Source organism: Variovorax sp. V93 (assembly GCF_041154485.1).
In the GTDB taxonomy this organism is placed as follows: domain Bacteria; phylum Pseudomonadota; class Gammaproteobacteria; order Burkholderiales; family Burkholderiaceae_C; genus Variovorax; species Variovorax beijingensis_A.
Genome location: NZ_AP028669.1, coordinates 1,371,335 through 1,387,447 on the forward strand (window position 1 = coordinate 1,371,335; position 16,113 = coordinate 1,387,447).

A 16,113-nucleotide genomic window follows, 5' to 3' on the forward strand; every position below is an offset into this window, starting at 1 on the left:
CAATGACGAGCGCAGAAGACACAACGACGGCAACGGCAACGGCAACTCCGCGGAAGACTGCGGCCAACGCCACCGGCAAGACGCTGCTCAAGGTCAGCGGCCTGCGGGTCGGCTACGGCGGCATCCAGGCGGTGAAGGGCGTGGACTTCGAGGTCCACGAAGGCGAGCTGGTGTCGCTGATCGGCTCCAATGGCGCCGGCAAGACCACCACGATGAAGGCGATCACCGGCACGCTGCCGGCGGGCGCGGGCACCATCGAATTCCTGGGCCGCAACATCAAGGGCCGCGGTGCCTGGGACCTGGTGGGCGAGGGCCTCGTGATGGTGCCCGAGGGCCGCGGCGTCTTCACGCGCATGACGATCACCGAGAACCTGCAGATCGGCGCCTACATCCGCAAGGACAAGGCCGAGATCGCCAGCGACATGGAGCGCGTGTTCGTGACCTTCCCGCGCCTGCGCGAGCGCAAGGACCAGCTCGCGGGCACCATGTCGGGCGGCGAGCAGCAGATGCTGGCCATGGGCCGTGCGCTCATGGCGCGTCCCAAGGTGCTGCTGCTCGACGAACCCACCATGGGCCTGTCGCCGATCATGTGCGACAAGATCTTCGAGGTGGTTCAGACCGTGGCCGCGCAGGGCGTGACCATCCTGCTGGTGGAGCAGAACGCCAACCGCGCGCTGCAGCTGGCCGACCGCGGCTACGTGATGGAGTCGGGCCTCATCACGATGACGGGCGATGCCAAGGATCTGCTGAGCGACCCGCGCGTGCGGGCCGCCTACCTGGGCGAATAATCGCGCAGGTCAGTCGACCCGGGCGCCGGTCGCCTTCACGACGGCTTCGTACTTGGAGAGCTCGCTCTTCATGAACGCGCCGAACTGCTCGGGCGAACTGGGCACGGGCTCGGCCAGCAGCGTGGCAAAACGGGTCTTCGTTTCCGGTGCGTTCAGCGCCGCCACGAAGGCCTGGTTGAGCTTCATGACCACGTCGTGCGGCGTGCCGGCCGGTGCCACCAGGCCCCACCAGGTATCGATCGAGAAGCCTTTGAGCGTGTCGGCCACCGGCGGCAGTTCGGGCATGGCGCTGCTGCGCTGCAAGGTCGTGACGGCAATGGCCTTGAGCTTGCCCGAGCGGATGTTCGGCGCCGCCGTGGCAAGGTTGTCGAAGTTGAAGTCGACCTGGCCCGAGAGCAGCGCCAGCTGCGCCGGATTGCCGCCGTTGTACGGGATGTGCAGCGCGAAGATGACGGCCTGCTTCTTGAACAGCTCGCCCGCGAGGTGCCCGGCGCTGCCGTTGCCGCCGCTGCCGTAGTTGAGCTTGGCGGGGTTGGCCTTGGCGTAGCGGATCAGGTCGGCCACGGTGTTGATCTTCAGGCGCTGCGCGGTTTCCGCGTTCATTACCAGCACGTTCGGCACGCGCACCATCTGCGTGATGGGCGCGAAGTCGGTCGCTGCGTTGAACGGGATCTTGCTGTAGAGCCATGGATTCACCGCATGGGTGGCGGTGGCCGCGATGCCGATGGTGAGGCCGTCGGGCGCTGCCTTGGCCACGATGTCGGCGCCGATATTGCCGCCCGCACCGGGCTTGTTGTCGATGATGATCGGGCCCAGGGTGTCCTTTGCGCGTTCGGCCAGCATGCGGGCCGTGACGTCGATCGGGCCGCCCGCGGCATAGGGCACCACGAGCCGGATCGGGCGCTGCTGCTGGGCCGCGGCCTGGCCGGTGGCCAGCAGCGTGGCGCTGGCGAGCAGCGCGAGGAGGAAGTGTCTCGTCTTCATTCTTTTGTGTCTCGGGGGAAGGGAAAGCGGGATCAGGGCAGCGCCTTGTCGGCCTCGGTGGTGAACGCGTCGGCAAAGAATTCTTCTTCGGGCAGGCCGGCCAGCGCCACGTAGTCGTGCCTGGCCGAGTCGACCACGATCGGCGCGCCGCAGGCATACACCTGGTGGCCCGAAAGATCGGCAAAGTCTTCCAGCACTGCGCGATGCACGAAGCCCGTGCGGCCGGTCCAGTTGTCCTCCGGCGTGGCGTTGGAAACCACCGGCACGTAGCGCAGGTTCGGCATTTCCCTCAGCTGATCGCGTACCCAGGCGTCCATGTAGAGGTCTTCGGGCCGGCGGCCGCCCCAGTAGAGCGTGGCAGGCCGGTCGATGCGCTTGAACTTCATGTGCTCGAGCAGCGCCTTGATGGGCGCGAAGCCGGTGCCCGAGGCCAGCAGGATCATCGGCTTGGCGGAATCCTCGCGCAGGAAGAAGCTGCCGTAGGGGCCTTCGATGCGAAGGATTTCCTTTTCCTTCATCGCGCCGAACACATGGTCGGTGAACTTGCCGCCCGGCAGATGCCGCAGGTGCAGCTCGATGCCCGTGCCCGGCTCGGCCAGCGTGTGCGGCGCATTGGCCATCGAATAGCTGCGGCGCGCGCCGTCGCGCAGGATGAATTCCACGTACTGGCCCGCATGGAACTGCAGCGGCTCGCCGGCCGGCAGCTGCAGGCGCAGCTTCATCACGTCGTGCGACAGCCGCGTGAGCGCCAGCACCCGCACCGGCATCTTGCGGATCGGCAGGGCGCCGGCCTCGGTGACCTGGCGCGACTCGAGCACCACGTCGCTCTTGGCATGGGCGCAGCAGGTCAGGACGAAGCCCGCGAGTTGTTCTTCGGCGCTCAACGCCTTGCTCTGGTGCGGCCCGAGCTCGACCTCGCCCGAGAGCTTCCTGCACTTGCACGAGCCGCAGGCGCCATCCTTGCAGCCATAGGGAAGGCCGATGCCCTGGCGGATGCCGGCCGCGAGAATGGTTTCGTCGCCATGCACCACGAAATGACGCCCGCTGGGCTCGACGGTGATGGAAAAGCCCGCTTCATGCGGCGCTGCAACAGTCATCGGTATTCTTCGGCTTGTTTCAGCCTGGCTGAAAAGGGAAAGGAACTCGGATTTTGCCTTCAATCAATAGCCCTTCCGGCGCGCTGCCGGCGCGCTTTCGCCGCGAACGCCTGCTGATCGTGGGTTGCGGGGACGTCGGCCAGCGCGTGGCGCGCAGCCTGCGCGGCCGCCTGCAGCTGGTGGCGCTCACTTCATCGGGCGAACGGGTGCCGGCTCTGCGGGCGGCCGGCATCCGTCCGCTCGTGGGCAACCTGGACGATCCGGCCACGCTGCGCCGCTTGGCCGGCGTGGCCACCCGCGTGCTGCACCTGGCGCCGCCGGCGCGCGACGGCGGCGCCGCCTGGTGGCGGGACCAGCGCACCACCGCGCTGGCGCGCGCGCTGCGGCTGCGCTCCGTGCCGCTTGCGTTCGTCTACGGCTCCACCAGCGGCGTCTATGGCGACTGCGGCGGTGCGCGGGTGAGCGAAACGCGCCCCGTGCGGCCTGACACCCCGCGCGCCCACCGCCGCGTGGACGCAGAGCGCGCGGTGCGCTGGCTCGGCCGCAGCGCGGGCGTGCGCGCCAGCATCCTGCGCATCCCGGGCATCTATGCGCCCGACCGCGAGGGCGGCACGCCGCGCCAGCGGCTCGCGCGCGGCACGCCGGTGCTGCGGCGCGAGGACGACGTGTTCACCAGCCACATCCATGCCGACGATCTTGCGCGGGCCTGCGTGGCGGCGCTGTTCCGCGGCCGGCCGCAGCGCATCGTGCATGCCTCGGACGACACCGAGCTGCGCATGGGCGACTACATCGACCTCGCGGCCGATCTTTACGGCATGCCGCGCCCGCCGCGCGTGGCGCGCGAGGAAGCCCAGCGCCAGCTGCCGTTGCAGCTGCTGAGCTTCATGGGCGAATCGCGCCGGCTCGACAACACGCGGCTCAAGCGCGAGCTGCGCGTGCGGCTCGCGCATCCGACGGTGCACACCGGTTTGCGCGAAGAAGCAGCCTGAAGCCGTGCCGAGCCTGCCCGCGAAGGCTTTTCATTTTGTCGATGCCGCCAACTGGCCGGCGGTGCAGCAGCAGGGGCTGTGCAGCACCGGCGAGCTGCTGCGGCGCGGTGCCTTCGGCGCTGAAGTGGAAGCCTCGGTGCGCGCGCACCGGCCCGACGGCATCACGCTGCCCGACGGCCGCTACATCCGCGACCAGCGGCCCATGCCGCCCGGCGCGCTGGCACGCTGCCTCGATCCTGGCCTGGCGCCGGCCGACTGGTATGCGCTGCTCAACGGCTGCGTGTTCTTCTGGCTGGACGCCGAGAGGGTGCAGCGCCATCGCGCCGCCCTGCGCGGCCGGCCGCAGGTGCTGCTGACTTTCGATGCGCCTGGGCTGGCCGCCGCCCACGCGAATGTCGCGCACGTCACGCCATTCAACATCGGAAGCGCGGTGCGCAAGGCCGCGCCGCGTGGACTGCGCACGCTGGTGCCGCTGGCGCACTGGCAGGCCGACGGATGGGCATCGGAGGCGCTGCCACAGCGGGCGGTGCGGGCTGCAAGCCATCGGCCGGCAGAACTGGTCTTGCGCGCGGCAGCCGTGCCGGACGCGATGCGCCATGTCATGGCAACAGAAGTGATCGGGGCTGCGTGAAGACAGAGGAGAGGAGTGGTGCCCCGGGGGCCGCAATCGGGGCTCGGCACCGCCGGGCGCCACCCTCACCTTGCAAACGCCGCGGCCATAGCGATCAGTCTTGGCTTGGACGGCAGTGGCCAGTCTGCGCGTCGGGTTCAGACAGCAACGTACTCGACCGCGCCGGTGTCCCCGTCCAGGATCATGTCATAGGGATACCAGTAGATCTGCTCATCGCCGTAGTCGTCGACATAGCTGTACCCGATGTATGTCATTCCCAGGTATGTGTCTTGAACCTGGATGAAGGTGGCGTATTGCATTCCGTCCGCCCGGGCCAGCTTCTTGTTCGTCTTGTATTTCTTGACCGGCAGATCGCCCTTGTTTGCATGCTTGACGTGGAACGCAGCAATCTTTGCGTCTTTGATGTCCACGGAGACCGTGTGCGGCCCGCTCTTGTCGATGACGTGCTGGCCGTTGCTCTTGAGCTTGTCGCCCACCAATTTCGCGCCATTGTGCTGGTGATGCTTTCCCTTGGCGAAGCTCGCATCGATAAAGCCGAATACGCCGGAAAGGGCGAGGCCGGTGGTCAGAAGGCGTCTTGTGTGGTTCATTTCGATTCTCCTTGCCGAGCTTGACTGTCGCGCGCGGTGCGCGAGTCAGTGCCGGGCATCAAAGTTCTGCTCTGCCAAAGCGAGCCCGGATGTAGGACCTGGGGTGGCGTGTGCGCGGGCCGGCATCCAGCGGAAATCGGGACGTTGAACCCGCGACCACTGACTTGCTCACGACCCGGCCGGCTCCAACGCACCGGTGGCGTGAGTGGGGCAAGAGAAGGGCGGCCGGATTAAAAAGAGAGAGAGACGATCGTGGCGGCGGTCGAAGCGGCGAATGGATAAACCCCTGCGGGAGGTTTTCAATTTGCGGAACACGTCGCGAAACAGATGCGGGACGGTTGGAGCAATGCTGGCGAAAAAACTATCGCCAAATACGCCGTGTCGACGTGGTGCCCGGGGCCGGAATCGAACCGGCACACCTTTCGGTGGGGGATTTTGAGTCCCACCAGAAATCCAGCATCCATGCGGGTTTTCGGGCGAAACGTTCCGCTTTTTGCTGTGAAATCTTCCCTCTGAAGATCGGCAAATGCGGAACGCGTTTTAGGCCACCGGTTTAAGCCTCCGCACGGCCCCGTAGTGGCGCTCCGTGAGCCTCGTGCTGTCGTGCTGCAGCAGCTGCGATGCCGCCTCCAGGCTTTCCGATTTCTGGGCGGCCCGCTTGCGGCCGTCGCGCAGGTACAGCGCCCGAATGGCGCGCACCAGCTCGTCGTCGTTGTGGATGCCGGCCTTCACCGCAGCCCGCTCGCGCGCCTTGTCCCACTGGTAGCGCAGCTTTCGGATTTCCACAGGCTGGCCCTCAGGGGTGGACAGCAGCATCAAATGGTCCGCGCCGAGGGCCCTGCGACGCTGCACGAGGTCCGGCAGCGTCTGGGACAGGCTCATGTCCCATTCGGCCTCCTTGCCTGTCTTGCTGGCCTCCAGGTGCAGCAAGTCGCCGCGTGGCAGAAGCACGGCGATACAGTCCATCAGCCGCATGCCGGTGGCCGAGGCCAGGTCCATGCAGTCGCGCAGGGTCTGGTTGCCTTCGTAGTGGATCGCCTCCCACACCGGATCCAGTACCTTCATGCGGCGCGGCTTCTCCGGGTTCTTCCACTTCGATTTCTCCATGCCGGCGGCCGGCCACGGAAGCGTGGTCATACCCTCGATGCGGGCCCAGTTCCAGATCACCGACAGGAGAGCCATTTCCCGGTTGCCTTGAGTCTTGGCGGACCGGGCGCGGAGGTAGCCCTTCAACGTCGGCAGGTCGACTTGATCCCAAGTGGCTGGGCCAAAGGGCGGACGGAGCTGGCGCAGGCTCTTTGCATAGCCGCGGCAGGTCTCCGCGTTGGTGTAGCTGAGCAAACCGGTCTGTTCGTCGAGTTCCCAGGCGGAAAACGCCTCCTCGAGCGTGCCGGTGATCCGGGGCTTGAGGTTGTGGAGCTCGTCCCATTTCTTGATCGCCGCATCGAAATCGGTGCCAAGCGGAACGTCCGGCTTGCCCTCCGGACGCATGTCGTAGAAATAGTAGACGCTCACCTTCCCGGAGGCGCGCTTGCGCGAGTGGGAACGAAGCCGCGGATACTTCCCAGTCATTTCACCAGTGCCAGGTTGACCCCGGTGGATGGCCTGACCACGCGGCCAGCCAGCCATTCGCGGGTGTGGAAACGGCTCACGAGTATGCGCTTGTCACGGCGGCGGTAGGGGATGCCGTCGGCCTTCAGGATCCGCTCTTGTTCATCCGGCGATGCAGCGCCAGTCAGTGCGCGCACTTCGCTTGGGGTGAGCAGTTCTTCGGTCAGTGCAGCCGTGCTCATTGGACCTCCCGCAGCGCGTCGTCGCGCGCCTGGTTGAGCTCGGCCATCTTGGCGGGGTCTCCGCCGCGGTCCGGGTGGTATGCGGACGCCAGCCGCCGATAGACCTCGGTGAGCTGCGCGCGAGTGTTGACACCGGTGCCGAAAACGTCGCGCCACGTGCGCGGCGCCGAATTGGTGCTGCTGGGCGGCGGCAGCGCCGAGAACCCGGTGAAGGCCGCCTCGAGCATGTCTCCGGTTCCCCAACGTGCGATGCCGCGCAGCGCCTCGATGGTCTTGGCGATGGCCTGCATGTTGTGCTCGATCTTTTCCCACCGGTCGCACGCGAAAGACATCTGCCGCTTTTTGTAGGTGAAGTAGACCGACACGCCCGGGTCGTCCGGCTGGCGCTGGTTGGCGAGCGGCAGCCCGTCGCGGCGCAGCGCGATGTTTGTGCTGATGACGATGGCCGGATCCGGGTAACGACCGGCCAGGCGCCCGACCTCGGCCACGATGTTGTCGCGGGCCCGGGCGAAGGTCACTTCGAACTTGGCGCGCTCGCGGCGCCAGCGTTCGGTGCGCGGCCGGCCTACGGGCCACTGCAGCGGATAGGCTTCGGCGCTCACTGTGCGTCTCCTTCGCCGGTTTCGAGAGGGGTGTCGTCGGGATCGGGCGCCGCCGGCAGCGGCGAGTGCTTCGGCTTGGCCGCCTGCTTCGCACGGATCTGCTCGACCTTCGTCCAGATGCGCGCCAGCTCGGTCTCGCCTGCGGCAGCCATGTCGAGGTCTTGGGCCAGGCACAGTGCAGCCAGCGTGACCATGACGCCGCCAACCTCCTGCTCCTTTTTGCCCACCGGCCGCGCGAAGACATAGTCGACCAACTGGTGCGCTTCGCTGGCCGTGCAGCCGCATGCCTGCACGAGTTCCAGCGCTTCTTCCAGGAAACGGTGATTCCGCTCTTCGCGGTCGCCGGCGATCATTTCGCCGAAGCACGCCATCAGCCACGGCTGCACGCGCTGCTGGAATGGTTCGCGCGATGCGCAATCAGGGCAGCGCACACCGCCTTCGTCCGGGCTGTAGTACGACGGGCCTCCAATAATTCCGGTGCCATCGCAGGTCGTGCAGCCGTTGTCCTCGATCTCGACTTCCACGCCGATCAAGTCCTGAAGCAACTCGATGGCCTGCGGCTTCGTGCCGGTGACGCCATGCGCATCTGAAGCGCGCCAGTACTCGAAGCCATGTTCGATGGCCTTCTTCTGGATGGCGTCACGAGTCAGACCGGGCTGCTCGCACGCAGCGATGGCAGCACCGGGTGCGGCGAGGTAGATGCTGCCCGACTCGATGAACGCTCGTAGACGCTGTGCGATCTGCCAGCCCGTCGCCTTCTTGTACTCGTCGTGGCTCACGTCACCCAGCACGCGCTGGGTTGCTGCCTCCAGCGCGTGGACGATGTGGCGGGCATCGGTGCGGTTCAGCGGGTAGCTCGCCACCGCCCCGGCCTGCTCTCCGGCTGCGGGCTCTGCCTTCTGGCCGGCTACAACTTCTCGAATCGCACTTTCACCCGATACCCCAGCGCCTTGGCTATTGCATTCAGCACAGGCTCTGTGATCGTCTGCTTTCCCAACTCGATGTTGGTGATGCTGGTCCGCTCCAGGCCAACTCGTTGAGCCAGTTGCGCCTGCGTCAGGCCCTGCATCTTGCGTAGCGCCCGGATTGTCTTGGTGAGGTCTGTCTTCGTCATGGTCATCTATCCCGCCATCAACTGTTGAACCGAGGTAACCACGCTCTGCCTGCGGCTGCATGGTCTGAGAGAGGGCCAGGACTTCACGAGCGAACTGAAGCAGGCCCGGCTCCCCTGTGTGGTACTGCGTGCCGAGCCCGTACTTCGATGGCGATTCGCTGAAGAGTCGTTCGCCATCGTTGAGCGCGAGAATTTCCGCATCGCTCGGCGCTGCTGGCATCACAGCCGGATGGGTGGCTAGCCTGGCGAGGATTGCATCTGCCATATCGGGGGCGAGGTCACTGCCACGCGCCTCGGTGAAATCGTCCTGGCTCATGGTGCCGACACCCCATGCATCCCAAACCCGACCGCAGTGGTAGACCCCGGACAGGTTTTCCTCGATCAGATCGATGAGCGCGTCACGGGCCAGCGCCGTCGGCACGCCTGCGCCTTCCTTGTTGTCATCCGACATGGTTCTCTCCTTGGGTTGGGGCGCCGGGGATTGAGCCCACGGGCATGAAGTGCGTGTACGGCGCCTGTTCTTTGGGGCCGCGACTGCCAGTCGGTGCGCACGCTTGGAAGTACTCGACGTTCTCAGAGTGCTTTTGCCAAACACCGTCTTCGAGGTAATCGAAGTCGTGACGCTCGGGGTGTGCTTCGTCTTCTGCGTCGAGCCAGCCGACCACAAGCAGCACGCCTTCGGGTGCCGTCTCAATCGCTTGCCACCCACCCGAGGTGCCGTCAGACTGAGAGGCGCGGGCTTGGGTGAGAATTGCTTGCTTGTCGGCATCAAGGTGCAATCCACGGCTTTCGGCCTTGGTGAGCAGTTCGATGCACCAAGCAGCAAACCGGGTGTCTGGCATAGAACGGCGCGAAGCCTGCCAGATCTGCCATGCGTTTTCGGTTGCCAGGGCTACGTAGGTCAGGCCGTCATCTACGACCCTGCGCGTGACATTCAAGCCGTCACGGCGCGCGTACGCTTCAAACGCTTCGCGCTCATCCAAGCAGCCGCCGTTAAGGCATTGGGTGTTGTTCATGTTCAGTCCGTCCATTTGATGCAGCCGGCGCTCGAGCAGCGGCCGGACATTCGGCCGTCGACCGCGCTGGCGGTGTATGTGAAAAGGCCCCCGCAACGAATGCACCGCATGGATGCCTTCACCGACTCGGTGGGCCGCAGGGTTGTCGGGTCGAAGTGCCGACGGAAGATCTCCGTCTTGGCCTTCGCCACTGCGCTGGAGAAGGCGCCGAAGCCTGGGGTGGTCAAAGCTCCTCCTCCGCGGGCGGCTGCATGCCGTGCCTGCAGTTCGCGCGGCAATCTGCATCGCCCACGCCGCCTGGCTCGCCGTAGTCGTGCTCGCCGGTGGTCAGGTCGACGAAAACGGCCTGCGAGCAGTCCACCCAGCCGATGGGGCATGCGCGGCCGCCCTCGAACTGCCAGATGCGTCCGCTGTAGAAAGTGCCGTCCTGGCCAGCGAGCTGGCGCGCAGCGTCGATGAGTCGGGTCAGCTGCGCGGTCATAGGAGGGATTCCTGTGCGACGGCCGCGCCGGCGTAGCGCGCGCGGACCTTGCCTTCTCCCAGTTGCAGGCGCCGGTACTTGTCGAACTCGCAGAGGCAGTTCTGAACGTCCATCGCCTGAAGGTGCCGGTCTTCCCAGATCTGCGGCACCATGGGGCGCAGCACGCCGATCAACGCTGGCAGCTCGATCTCGAACTGCGCGTGGCTGATGGCCTGGTCCTTGGGGCGGTCGCGAAGCCGATTGATGCCTCGCGCGCTGCCCGGGCCGAGCGGGGCCCACGTAGGCGCGTCATCCCACGCGAAGACCGCAGGCAGCTGCGCCAAGTCGGCCACCACCTGGCCCGCCAGGAAGCTGCCCATGCCGTCGAATTCGATGAGGGCGGCCCAGGTGCCGCGCATGGTCGGCGCGACGACGCGGGAAGCCTGCGGCGCGATCAGCTCGACCAGGTCGCATACCGAGTCCACCTTGTTGCGGCCGGGGACGCCCGGCACGACGTAGGCACCGGTGAAGACCTTCTGGCCATCGGCCGCCCGTTGCGCCAGCGCGCCGCGCGCGCCCGGTAGGTCTGCGAGGCCGAACGTCCGGCCGCCGGTGATGGCCAGCAGAGAGTCCGGCCAGTTCACGAGGCGTGCCAGCAGGGCTGCGACAAGCGCAGTCTGCTGGTCGCAATCGGGTACGTACCAACGATCGAGCAGCGCGACGCTGACGCGGTCGTCCATGCGGCGGACGTTGCACCACCGGAAGTCCCGAAGCAGAGCGTCATCTGTCCATGGCCGTGGGAGGCCTTGCGCCTTCTTCGCTCGGATCCAATCGCGCTCGGTCATCCAACGCACGAGGATCGCGAGTTCGGTGGGGCTGAACTTCATGGCGTGACCTCGAAGAAGCCCAGCGCGCCCTTCAGCGGCCGGAAGGGAAGGGGCTTGGCGTTGACCAGCACGAAGCCGACGGCGCCCATGTACCAGGGCGACTGTAGGTAGAGCTCCGTCTCGACCAAGCACGCCGAGCCCACGATGCCGCCGCGCTCAAGATCGGCGGCGCGCGGCAAGACATCGAGCAGATGGTCAAGCCGGGGATCTGCATGCAGGAAGCGGCACACATCGGCGTACTCCGCATCGGTCATTCCTTTGCTGGCGTGGACCAGGAATTCGCCGCGAAAGCGCGTCGACCAGGTACGGTTCTCCACGTCCTTGTGACCGTTGACGATCAGCCACGCCCACGGCTGCCGAATCGACAAGGCCTTCATCGGCGCGAGCGCCGGTGGGAACGGCACGGTGCTGACCACTTCAGGCGGCGCCATGAGGTACCTCGTTCCATTCGCGGCCGTCGAGCAGGCGGCCGGCCAGCTTCTTGCCGAAACGTTGAATCGGTTCGTCGAGCGACTTCGGCGCCGACAGCAGTTCGCTGTCTATGCGACTTCGACCGTACGGCGCCCACTCGCCCCATTGCTTGAAGAAGAACGGGACATGAGCATGCTGGCATTGGTCACGCAGGCTGCGCACCCAGTCGGGCTGCGCGGGCCGCGCTTGCGGGCCGCTCTCGCCGCCAACGATTACCCAGTCGATTCGCGGTACCGAGTACTCGCCACATTTCGTCGAGCGCTTGCCTTCAAGCGGGTGATCGCTGAAGGTCCATTCGCCCTCGCTGCTGGCGCGCGAGATCCCGCCGAAGCAGCCGTTCCCGTCAGCGCCGAGCCACACGGGCCCCAGCAGCGGCTCCATGCTCAAGAAGCGAACTGCTGCCGGGGTGTCCTGCAGCTTGGGGATATCGCGGTCGGCCTCTGCCTGGTTGACCACGGTCGCGCCGAGCCAAACATTGAAGACCACGTCCACACCCGGATCTGCCGCGCGCCGTTCAGCCGTGGCCGCCTTGATCATTTCAAAAGCATTTCCGATGCGCTTCGTCAACAGTAGCCAGTCGAGGTTCGGTGTCGCCGCGATCAGATCAAATAGGTCGATGCGCCACTGCGGATCTACTGCGTTGTCGAACACGTCGGCCAGGCTGGCGCAGAACACGCGCTGCCGGCGGCCGTGCTGCGCGAAGAAGGCGTCGGCCTGGGCATTCCAACGCAGCGGCATCTTCCAGTTCGCCGCGCTGGTCCGCACACGTGGTGCTCCAGCGCCCCAGGTCTCGGCGCCCTTAGCGCGTAGCACCCGAGCCGGCGTGCTCGCCTCGGCATAGCAGTGGTCGCAGCCGCCACCGCCCGTGGCGGCAATGGAGACCTTCGTGCAGCCAATCCAAGGATTGAAGGTTGCGTCGCACCATTCAATATTGGTAGTCTCAGCCATGACTGAACTCCTGACGCGCAGCGAGATCGTGCGCAAAGCCTGGTTGAAGCGGAAGGCGACCTTCGTGCCTCCGATGAAGGGCAAGAAGATGTCCGAGGAGAGCCGCGCGAAAATGAGCGCCGCGGCGAAGGCTCGCCCGAGCAACCGCACAGGAAAGACGCACTCCCTGGAAACCCGAGCCAAGATCAGCTCTGCCACGAGAGAGCGCACACCACGCGGCGAGAACGCACCGGGATATATCGATGGGAAAGGCGTCGAGCGCTTGGGAGAGCGTTTGACTGACAGCTACAAGCGCTGGCGTTACGACGTTATGCACAGGGACGCGTTCGCCTGCCAGAAATGTGGCGATGCGCGAGGCGGGAACCTCCACGCCCATCACATCAAGCCATTCGCCACTCATCCCGAACTGCGTCTGGCGCTCGCGAACGGCGTCACTCTCTGCGAGGACTGCCATAAGGCCGTGCACGCTGAGCTGTGACGTGTGGTCCGTCCATTCGATCTTGCTGTCAGCTGCCACAGTGTGCCTCCCGAATGTCGATGATCGGAACGTAGTTGCCCATGGCCAGCGGCGGCTGGGGCTTGAGGGTGATGGTCACCACCAAGTTGTGCTGCCGCGCCCAGTCGACCAGCTGCTGTGCGTGCATCTGCACCGCCTGGATCTCTTTGGCGCGGATGCGGTCGGGGGAGGTGTCGAGGAGGTGCATACTTTGAGACCAAAAGTAGTAGTTAGGAGCAGCAATGCCGAAGCAAGTCTTCGAATACCGCGGGCACCGGATCGCCGTCAGCACACGGCCCGGCGAAAGCAGAATGAGCTGGGAATTCCAGATCGACGGCGAAAAGCCGGTGGGGCTGATAACTTCATCCGCTACGGACGAGACGAGTGCGGTTGCCGAAGCACGTTCGGCAGCAATGAGCATCATTGACCTGCGAGACGGGAGCACTTGACGATGCCTGCGAAGCCGACTCGCACCGCCGCCCAGCTGAAGCAGATGCTGATACAGCGCATCGAAGCCCTGCCGGGCCTTCGAGGTCAGCAGACCGACGTGCACCGCGGCGGAGTGATCGGCATCCCCTCGGACGACGGCGGCCCGAACTGGACCGTTCGAGTCGTCAGCGACCGCGGAACGCACCGCGCCGACATCGCGCAGATCATCCGGACGCTGCAGATGCAGTTCGACCTCGAGGACTGAGCGGCTGGAGATTGCGGCGGAAATCCCACAAGAAGATTCTTGGCGGTCGTGACGTAACACTTTGGGTAGCGCGCCATTCCGGTCGCGCACACACAAGGACCCGAATCGATGCTCAAGAACACCACCACTGCCGACGACCTGATCCAGCGGATCGCTGTGCTGTATCTGAAAGACCCTGACGTCCAAGGCGGCACACGCCGCAAAGATCTGCCGTTGGTTGTTGAGCGCCTGCCGGCACCGCGCCCGGGCGCTCCGAACTGGCATGCAGTCTTCGGCCAGCCGGCCGCCTACGGCGAGGCGATGGCCCGCGCGATTCAGGCGGTGCAGGCCGAGTTCGACCTGGTCATCCCGTTTCCAGGGAGCAGCGCTGTGCGGATTTGACATCAAAAGCCCTCCGCGAAGAGGGTGAGCTGTTGCGCGCGGCGCGCGCGCACCACGCGCCCGGCCGCGCGGCGGCGCCGGGCCCACGTGAGCAGGGTGGCGCGCCAGCCGGCATGCAGCGTGGCGCGCGCCTGCGCGAGGAACACGCGGAGCATGTGGCGGTCAGTGGTCATGCCAGCGCCCTTTCGCGCTCGCGCTCGCGTTCGCAGTAGTTGGCTGCGACGATGGCGCGCGCCACTGGCGGGCAAACGCTGTTGCCACACATGCGGACCTGTGCCGTCTTCGTCAGCGTGACCCGCTGCCCCGTGAATGGGTCGATGCCGTGGTCAATGATGTAGTTGGGAGGGAAGCCCTGGGCGTTGTAGAGTTCCCGCGGCTGCAGCATCCGAAGCGTGATGTCCACCAGCACGTACCAGCCGCCGCGCATCCAGGCTACCACCAGGTCGGCTGCGTCGGGAAATTGCTCCGGCAGATGCTCATGCAGTAGGTCGGCGCACTGCTTCGCGCGACTGCGATGCTCCGGCGCCAAGCAGGACAGCGGTACTTGCGCCAGCTGCACCAAGCCCATGCGGTCTTTCGTCGGCACGGTGTGCATGCCCTCTTTCAGGCTCTGCCATTGGCCGCCTTCACCGTAGTACTTCACGAGGTACGCGGTGACCAGTTGCTGGTTGCTTCCAGCGGTGGTGATCGTGGACATCGGCGAGCCGGCCGAACGCCCCGCCCCTTCATAGAAGCCGCCGTTGGCCTGTTCGAAATGCGCAGTTGCGATCGCGAGTTCGCCGCGGTTGGCCGCGGTGATGGTCGGCACGCTCTCACCCAGCGATACGCCGGGGCGCTCGCCATGGTGAGTCAGATGCATCAAGTGGGCCTGCGCGAGGGCGTGGTGCGTGCCTCCAGCCGATACCGTGGACAGACTGCCGTTGAGGTCGTGCGCGTTGCCTAGGTGGCTTGCGCTGGTCCCGCGCAGGGGCAGCAACGTGGCCGCGGTGAGGTTGAAGTGTCCGCCCTTGACGCTGGCGCAGGCGGTGCGCAACGACTCGTCGGCGCCCGCAGTTGCCAGCTTCATGGGGCGCGACTGGTCGCCGATAAAGGGCGCCAAGACGGGTTGGGCTACCGCGCCCTGCGAGCCTTCAGCCGTGATTGTCCAGTAGGGCTCGTTCTTGCCGCGCGTGCGTGGCGCTTGGCCAGCGCGCTCGCCGTTGCGGGTGTTGACGATGAATGGATTCGGGTTCGCCAGTGCATGGCGCCAGGTGCCTTTTGCTACGCGGCGCAGCGTGTTGTGCGCGAGTGGCTTCGGCCGGTCGAAGATGCTTACCGAGGGCAGGTTGAAGTCGATGCACTCGGCGGCCGTACGGTATGGCTTGAGTCCAGGTCCATGCGTTGCCGCTGGCCAGGCGATTGCCCCATCGTCGATGCGCTTGAGGATGACGTAGAGGCGATTGCGGATCGTCGGCGTCCCGTCGTCGCAGGCACGGCGCTCCTGAAACTCCATCGTGTAGCCGGGGCCAACGTTTCGCATGGCGGCTGCCCAGCGCTCGAAGCTCTGCCCGCGACGCGCTGGGCACGGCTGCCCGTCGTCAAGCAGCGGACCCCACCAGCGCCACTCTTCCACGTTCTCCATGATGACCACTCGGGGCTTCGTCGCGCGCACCCATTTGTGAATGGCCCACGCAAGCCCACGCCGGCGCCGTGCCTTGTTCCGGTCGCGGTGTGGTTTTCCGCCCCGTGCCTTCGAGTGGTAAGTGCAGTCCGGGCTTGCCCAGAGTAGACCCACCGGCCGGCCCTCCGTCACCTCGATCGGATCTACCGCGTACACGTCCTCGACATAGTGGCGTGTCTGCGGGTGGTTCGCTTGATGCAGCGCTACGGCCTCGCGATCGTGGTTGACGGCGATGTCGACATGTCGGCCGAGGGCCTGCTCGATGCCGGTACTGGCACCGCCGCCGCCTGCGAACAGGTCTATGACCAGCTCGGAAGCGATCGGCAGGACGAACTGCGGCGTCAGCACGTGGCCTCCGATACCCTGGGCTCGACGACCTCGCGCACCGCCTCGACTGTGATGCCGAGGGCCTGTGCCGCAGCGCGTGCCGCGGCCTCGCGGTCAGGGTTTAGGTCGAGGGCGCGCGCGAACGCGGCCATCACCTTCTCGATGGGGATGACGGCGAAGTCCAT

The 16,113-nt window shown here is 66.0% G+C and carries 23 protein-coding genes and 1 tRNA gene; 6 read left to right on the top strand and 18 right to left on the bottom strand.

From position 1 onward, the window contains the following. The first annotated feature begins 2 nt into the window (after positions 1-2). Positions 3-788 (top strand): ABC transporter ATP-binding protein, encoded by a 786-nt coding sequence (locus ACAM54_RS06240; RefSeq protein ID WP_145742000.1) that lies wholly within the window; start codon positions 3-5, stop codon positions 786-788. A 9-nt stretch (positions 789-797) separates the two neighbouring features. Here the strand turns inward: ACAM54_RS06240 and ACAM54_RS06245 are convergent, their stop codons facing one another. Both ACAM54_RS06245 and ACAM54_RS06250 read right to left on the bottom strand, forming a co-directional pair. Then, entirely contained in the window at positions 798-1,772 is a 975-nt protein-coding gene (locus ACAM54_RS06245) for a Bug family tripartite tricarboxylate transporter substrate binding protein (protein ID WP_369650139.1), read from the bottom strand. Positions 1,773-1,804: 32 nt separating this feature from the next. Further along, positions 1,805-2,869 (bottom strand): CDP-6-deoxy-delta-3,4-glucoseen reductase, encoded by a 1,065-nt coding sequence (locus ACAM54_RS06250; RefSeq protein ID WP_369650140.1) that lies wholly within the window; start codon positions 2,867-2,869, stop codon positions 1,805-1,807. A 53-nt stretch (positions 2,870-2,922) separates the two neighbouring features. Here ACAM54_RS06250 and ACAM54_RS06255 point away from each other — a divergent pair, with 53 nt between their 5' ends. Both ACAM54_RS06255 and ACAM54_RS06260 read left to right on the top strand, forming a co-directional pair. Continuing rightward, entirely contained in the window at positions 2,923-3,858 is a 936-nt protein-coding gene (locus ACAM54_RS06255; protein WP_369650141.1) for an SDR family oxidoreductase, read from the top strand. A 4-nt stretch (positions 3,859-3,862) separates the two neighbouring features. Continuing rightward, entirely contained in the window at positions 3,863-4,489 is a 627-nt protein-coding gene (locus tag ACAM54_RS06260) for a hypothetical protein (protein ID WP_369650142.1), read from the top strand. 137 nt (positions 4,490-4,626) lie between these two features. Here ACAM54_RS06260 and ACAM54_RS06265 read toward each other — a convergent pair whose 3' ends face one another. The 12 genes from ACAM54_RS06265 to ACAM54_RS06320 all read right to left on the bottom strand — a co-directional run bounded on the left by ACAM54_RS06265 (position 4,627) and on the right by ACAM54_RS06320 (position 12,370). Continuing rightward, positions 4,627-5,079: a hypothetical protein gene (locus ACAM54_RS06265; RefSeq protein WP_145741263.1), complete on the bottom strand. Its 453-nt coding sequence runs from the start codon at positions 5,077-5,079 to the stop codon at positions 4,627-4,629. A 387-nt stretch (positions 5,080-5,466) separates the two neighbouring features. Beyond that, positions 5,467-5,545, bottom strand: a tRNA-Leu gene (locus ACAM54_RS06270). Between the two features lie 74 nt (positions 5,546-5,619). Next, positions 5,620-6,651, bottom strand: coding sequence for an integrase (locus tag ACAM54_RS06275; protein ID WP_369651888.1), 1,032 nt, complete (start codon positions 6,649-6,651; stop codon positions 5,620-5,622). Further along, positions 6,648-6,872, bottom strand: coding sequence for a DUF4224 domain-containing protein (locus tag ACAM54_RS06280; RefSeq protein WP_369650144.1), 225 nt, complete (start codon positions 6,870-6,872; stop codon positions 6,648-6,650). The genes ACAM54_RS06275 and ACAM54_RS06280 overlap by 4 nt, the downstream gene beginning before the upstream one ends. After that, on the bottom strand, positions 6,869-7,474 hold the full coding sequence (locus tag ACAM54_RS06285) for a hypothetical protein (RefSeq protein WP_369650145.1): 606 nt from the start codon (positions 7,472-7,474) through the stop codon (positions 6,869-6,871). Before ACAM54_RS06285 ends, ACAM54_RS06280 begins: the two co-directional genes overlap by 4 nt. Beyond that, the gene (locus ACAM54_RS06290; RefSeq protein ID WP_369650146.1) at positions 7,471-8,337 is read right to left on the bottom strand and encodes a hypothetical protein; all 867 of its coding nucleotides are present in this window, start codon (positions 8,335-8,337) and stop codon (positions 7,471-7,473) included. The genes ACAM54_RS06285 and ACAM54_RS06290 overlap by 4 nt, the downstream gene beginning before the upstream one ends. Positions 8,338-8,381: 44 nt before the next feature. Further along, positions 8,382-8,594 (bottom strand): helix-turn-helix domain-containing protein, encoded by a 213-nt coding sequence (locus tag ACAM54_RS06295; RefSeq protein WP_369650147.1) that lies wholly within the window; start codon positions 8,592-8,594, stop codon positions 8,382-8,384. 434 nt (positions 8,595-9,028) lie between these two features. Next, entirely contained in the window at positions 9,029-9,604 is a 576-nt protein-coding gene (locus ACAM54_RS06300; protein ID WP_369650148.1) for a hypothetical protein, read from the bottom strand. A gap of 223 nt (positions 9,605-9,827) precedes the next feature. Beyond that, entirely contained in the window at positions 9,828-10,085 is a 258-nt protein-coding gene (locus ACAM54_RS06305) for a hypothetical protein (protein WP_369650149.1), read from the bottom strand. Next, on the bottom strand, positions 10,082-10,951 hold the full coding sequence (locus ACAM54_RS06310; RefSeq protein WP_369650150.1) for a nucleotide kinase domain-containing protein: 870 nt from the start codon (positions 10,949-10,951) through the stop codon (positions 10,082-10,084). The genes ACAM54_RS06305 and ACAM54_RS06310 overlap by 4 nt, the downstream gene beginning before the upstream one ends. Next, positions 10,948-11,382, bottom strand: a complete 435-nt coding sequence (locus tag ACAM54_RS06315) for an ASCH domain-containing protein (RefSeq protein WP_369650151.1) — start codon at positions 11,380-11,382, stop codon at positions 10,948-10,950. The genes ACAM54_RS06310 and ACAM54_RS06315 overlap by 4 nt, the downstream gene beginning before the upstream one ends. After that, positions 11,369-12,370 (bottom strand): phage Gp37/Gp68 family protein, encoded by a 1,002-nt coding sequence (locus ACAM54_RS06320; protein WP_369650152.1) that lies wholly within the window; start codon positions 12,368-12,370, stop codon positions 11,369-11,371. Before ACAM54_RS06320 ends, ACAM54_RS06315 begins: the two co-directional genes overlap by 14 nt. Between ACAM54_RS06320 and ACAM54_RS06325 the strand changes: the two genes are divergently transcribed. Next, positions 12,369-12,848 carry an NUMOD3 domain-containing DNA-binding protein gene (locus ACAM54_RS06325; RefSeq protein ID WP_369650153.1) on the top strand — a complete coding sequence of 160 codons (480 nt, stop codon included), beginning with the start codon at positions 12,369-12,371 and terminating at the stop codon, positions 12,846-12,848. The two genes, ACAM54_RS06320 and ACAM54_RS06325, sit on opposite strands and share 2 nt — an antisense overlap. A gap of 28 nt (positions 12,849-12,876) precedes the next feature. Here ACAM54_RS06325 and ACAM54_RS06330 read toward each other — a convergent pair whose 3' ends face one another. Next, positions 12,877-13,290: a hypothetical protein gene (locus tag ACAM54_RS06330; protein WP_369650154.1), complete on the bottom strand. Its 414-nt coding sequence runs from the start codon at positions 13,288-13,290 to the stop codon at positions 12,877-12,879. Positions 13,291-13,317: 27 nt separating this feature from the next. Here ACAM54_RS06330 and ACAM54_RS06335 point away from each other — a divergent pair, with 27 nt between their 5' ends. Together ACAM54_RS06335 and ACAM54_RS06340 are read left to right on the top strand one after the other, a co-directional pair. After that, positions 13,318-13,560 (top strand): hypothetical protein, encoded by a 243-nt coding sequence (locus tag ACAM54_RS06335; RefSeq protein WP_369650155.1) that lies wholly within the window; start codon positions 13,318-13,320, stop codon positions 13,558-13,560. 108 nt (positions 13,561-13,668) lie between these two features. Beyond that, a complete protein-coding gene (locus ACAM54_RS06340; RefSeq protein WP_369650156.1) occupies positions 13,669-13,941 on the top strand; it encodes a hypothetical protein in 273 nt (90 codons plus the stop codon). A gap of 2 nt (positions 13,942-13,943) precedes the next feature. On the opposite strand, the gene ACAM54_RS06345 is transcribed toward ACAM54_RS06340, so the two are convergent. From ACAM54_RS06345 to ACAM54_RS06355, 3 genes are read right to left on the bottom strand one after another with little or no spacing between them, the layout of a single operon-like run. After that, positions 13,944-14,114 (bottom strand): hypothetical protein, encoded by a 171-nt coding sequence (locus ACAM54_RS06345; protein ID WP_369650157.1) that lies wholly within the window; start codon positions 14,112-14,114, stop codon positions 13,944-13,946. Beyond that, on the bottom strand, positions 14,111-15,949 hold the full coding sequence (locus tag ACAM54_RS06350; protein ID WP_369650158.1) for a DNA cytosine methyltransferase: 1,839 nt from the start codon (positions 15,947-15,949) through the stop codon (positions 14,111-14,113). Before ACAM54_RS06350 ends, ACAM54_RS06345 begins: the two co-directional genes overlap by 4 nt. Next, entirely contained in the window at positions 15,943-16,113 is a 171-nt protein-coding gene (locus ACAM54_RS06355) for a hypothetical protein (protein ID WP_369650159.1), read from the bottom strand. The genes ACAM54_RS06350 and ACAM54_RS06355 overlap by 7 nt, the downstream gene beginning before the upstream one ends.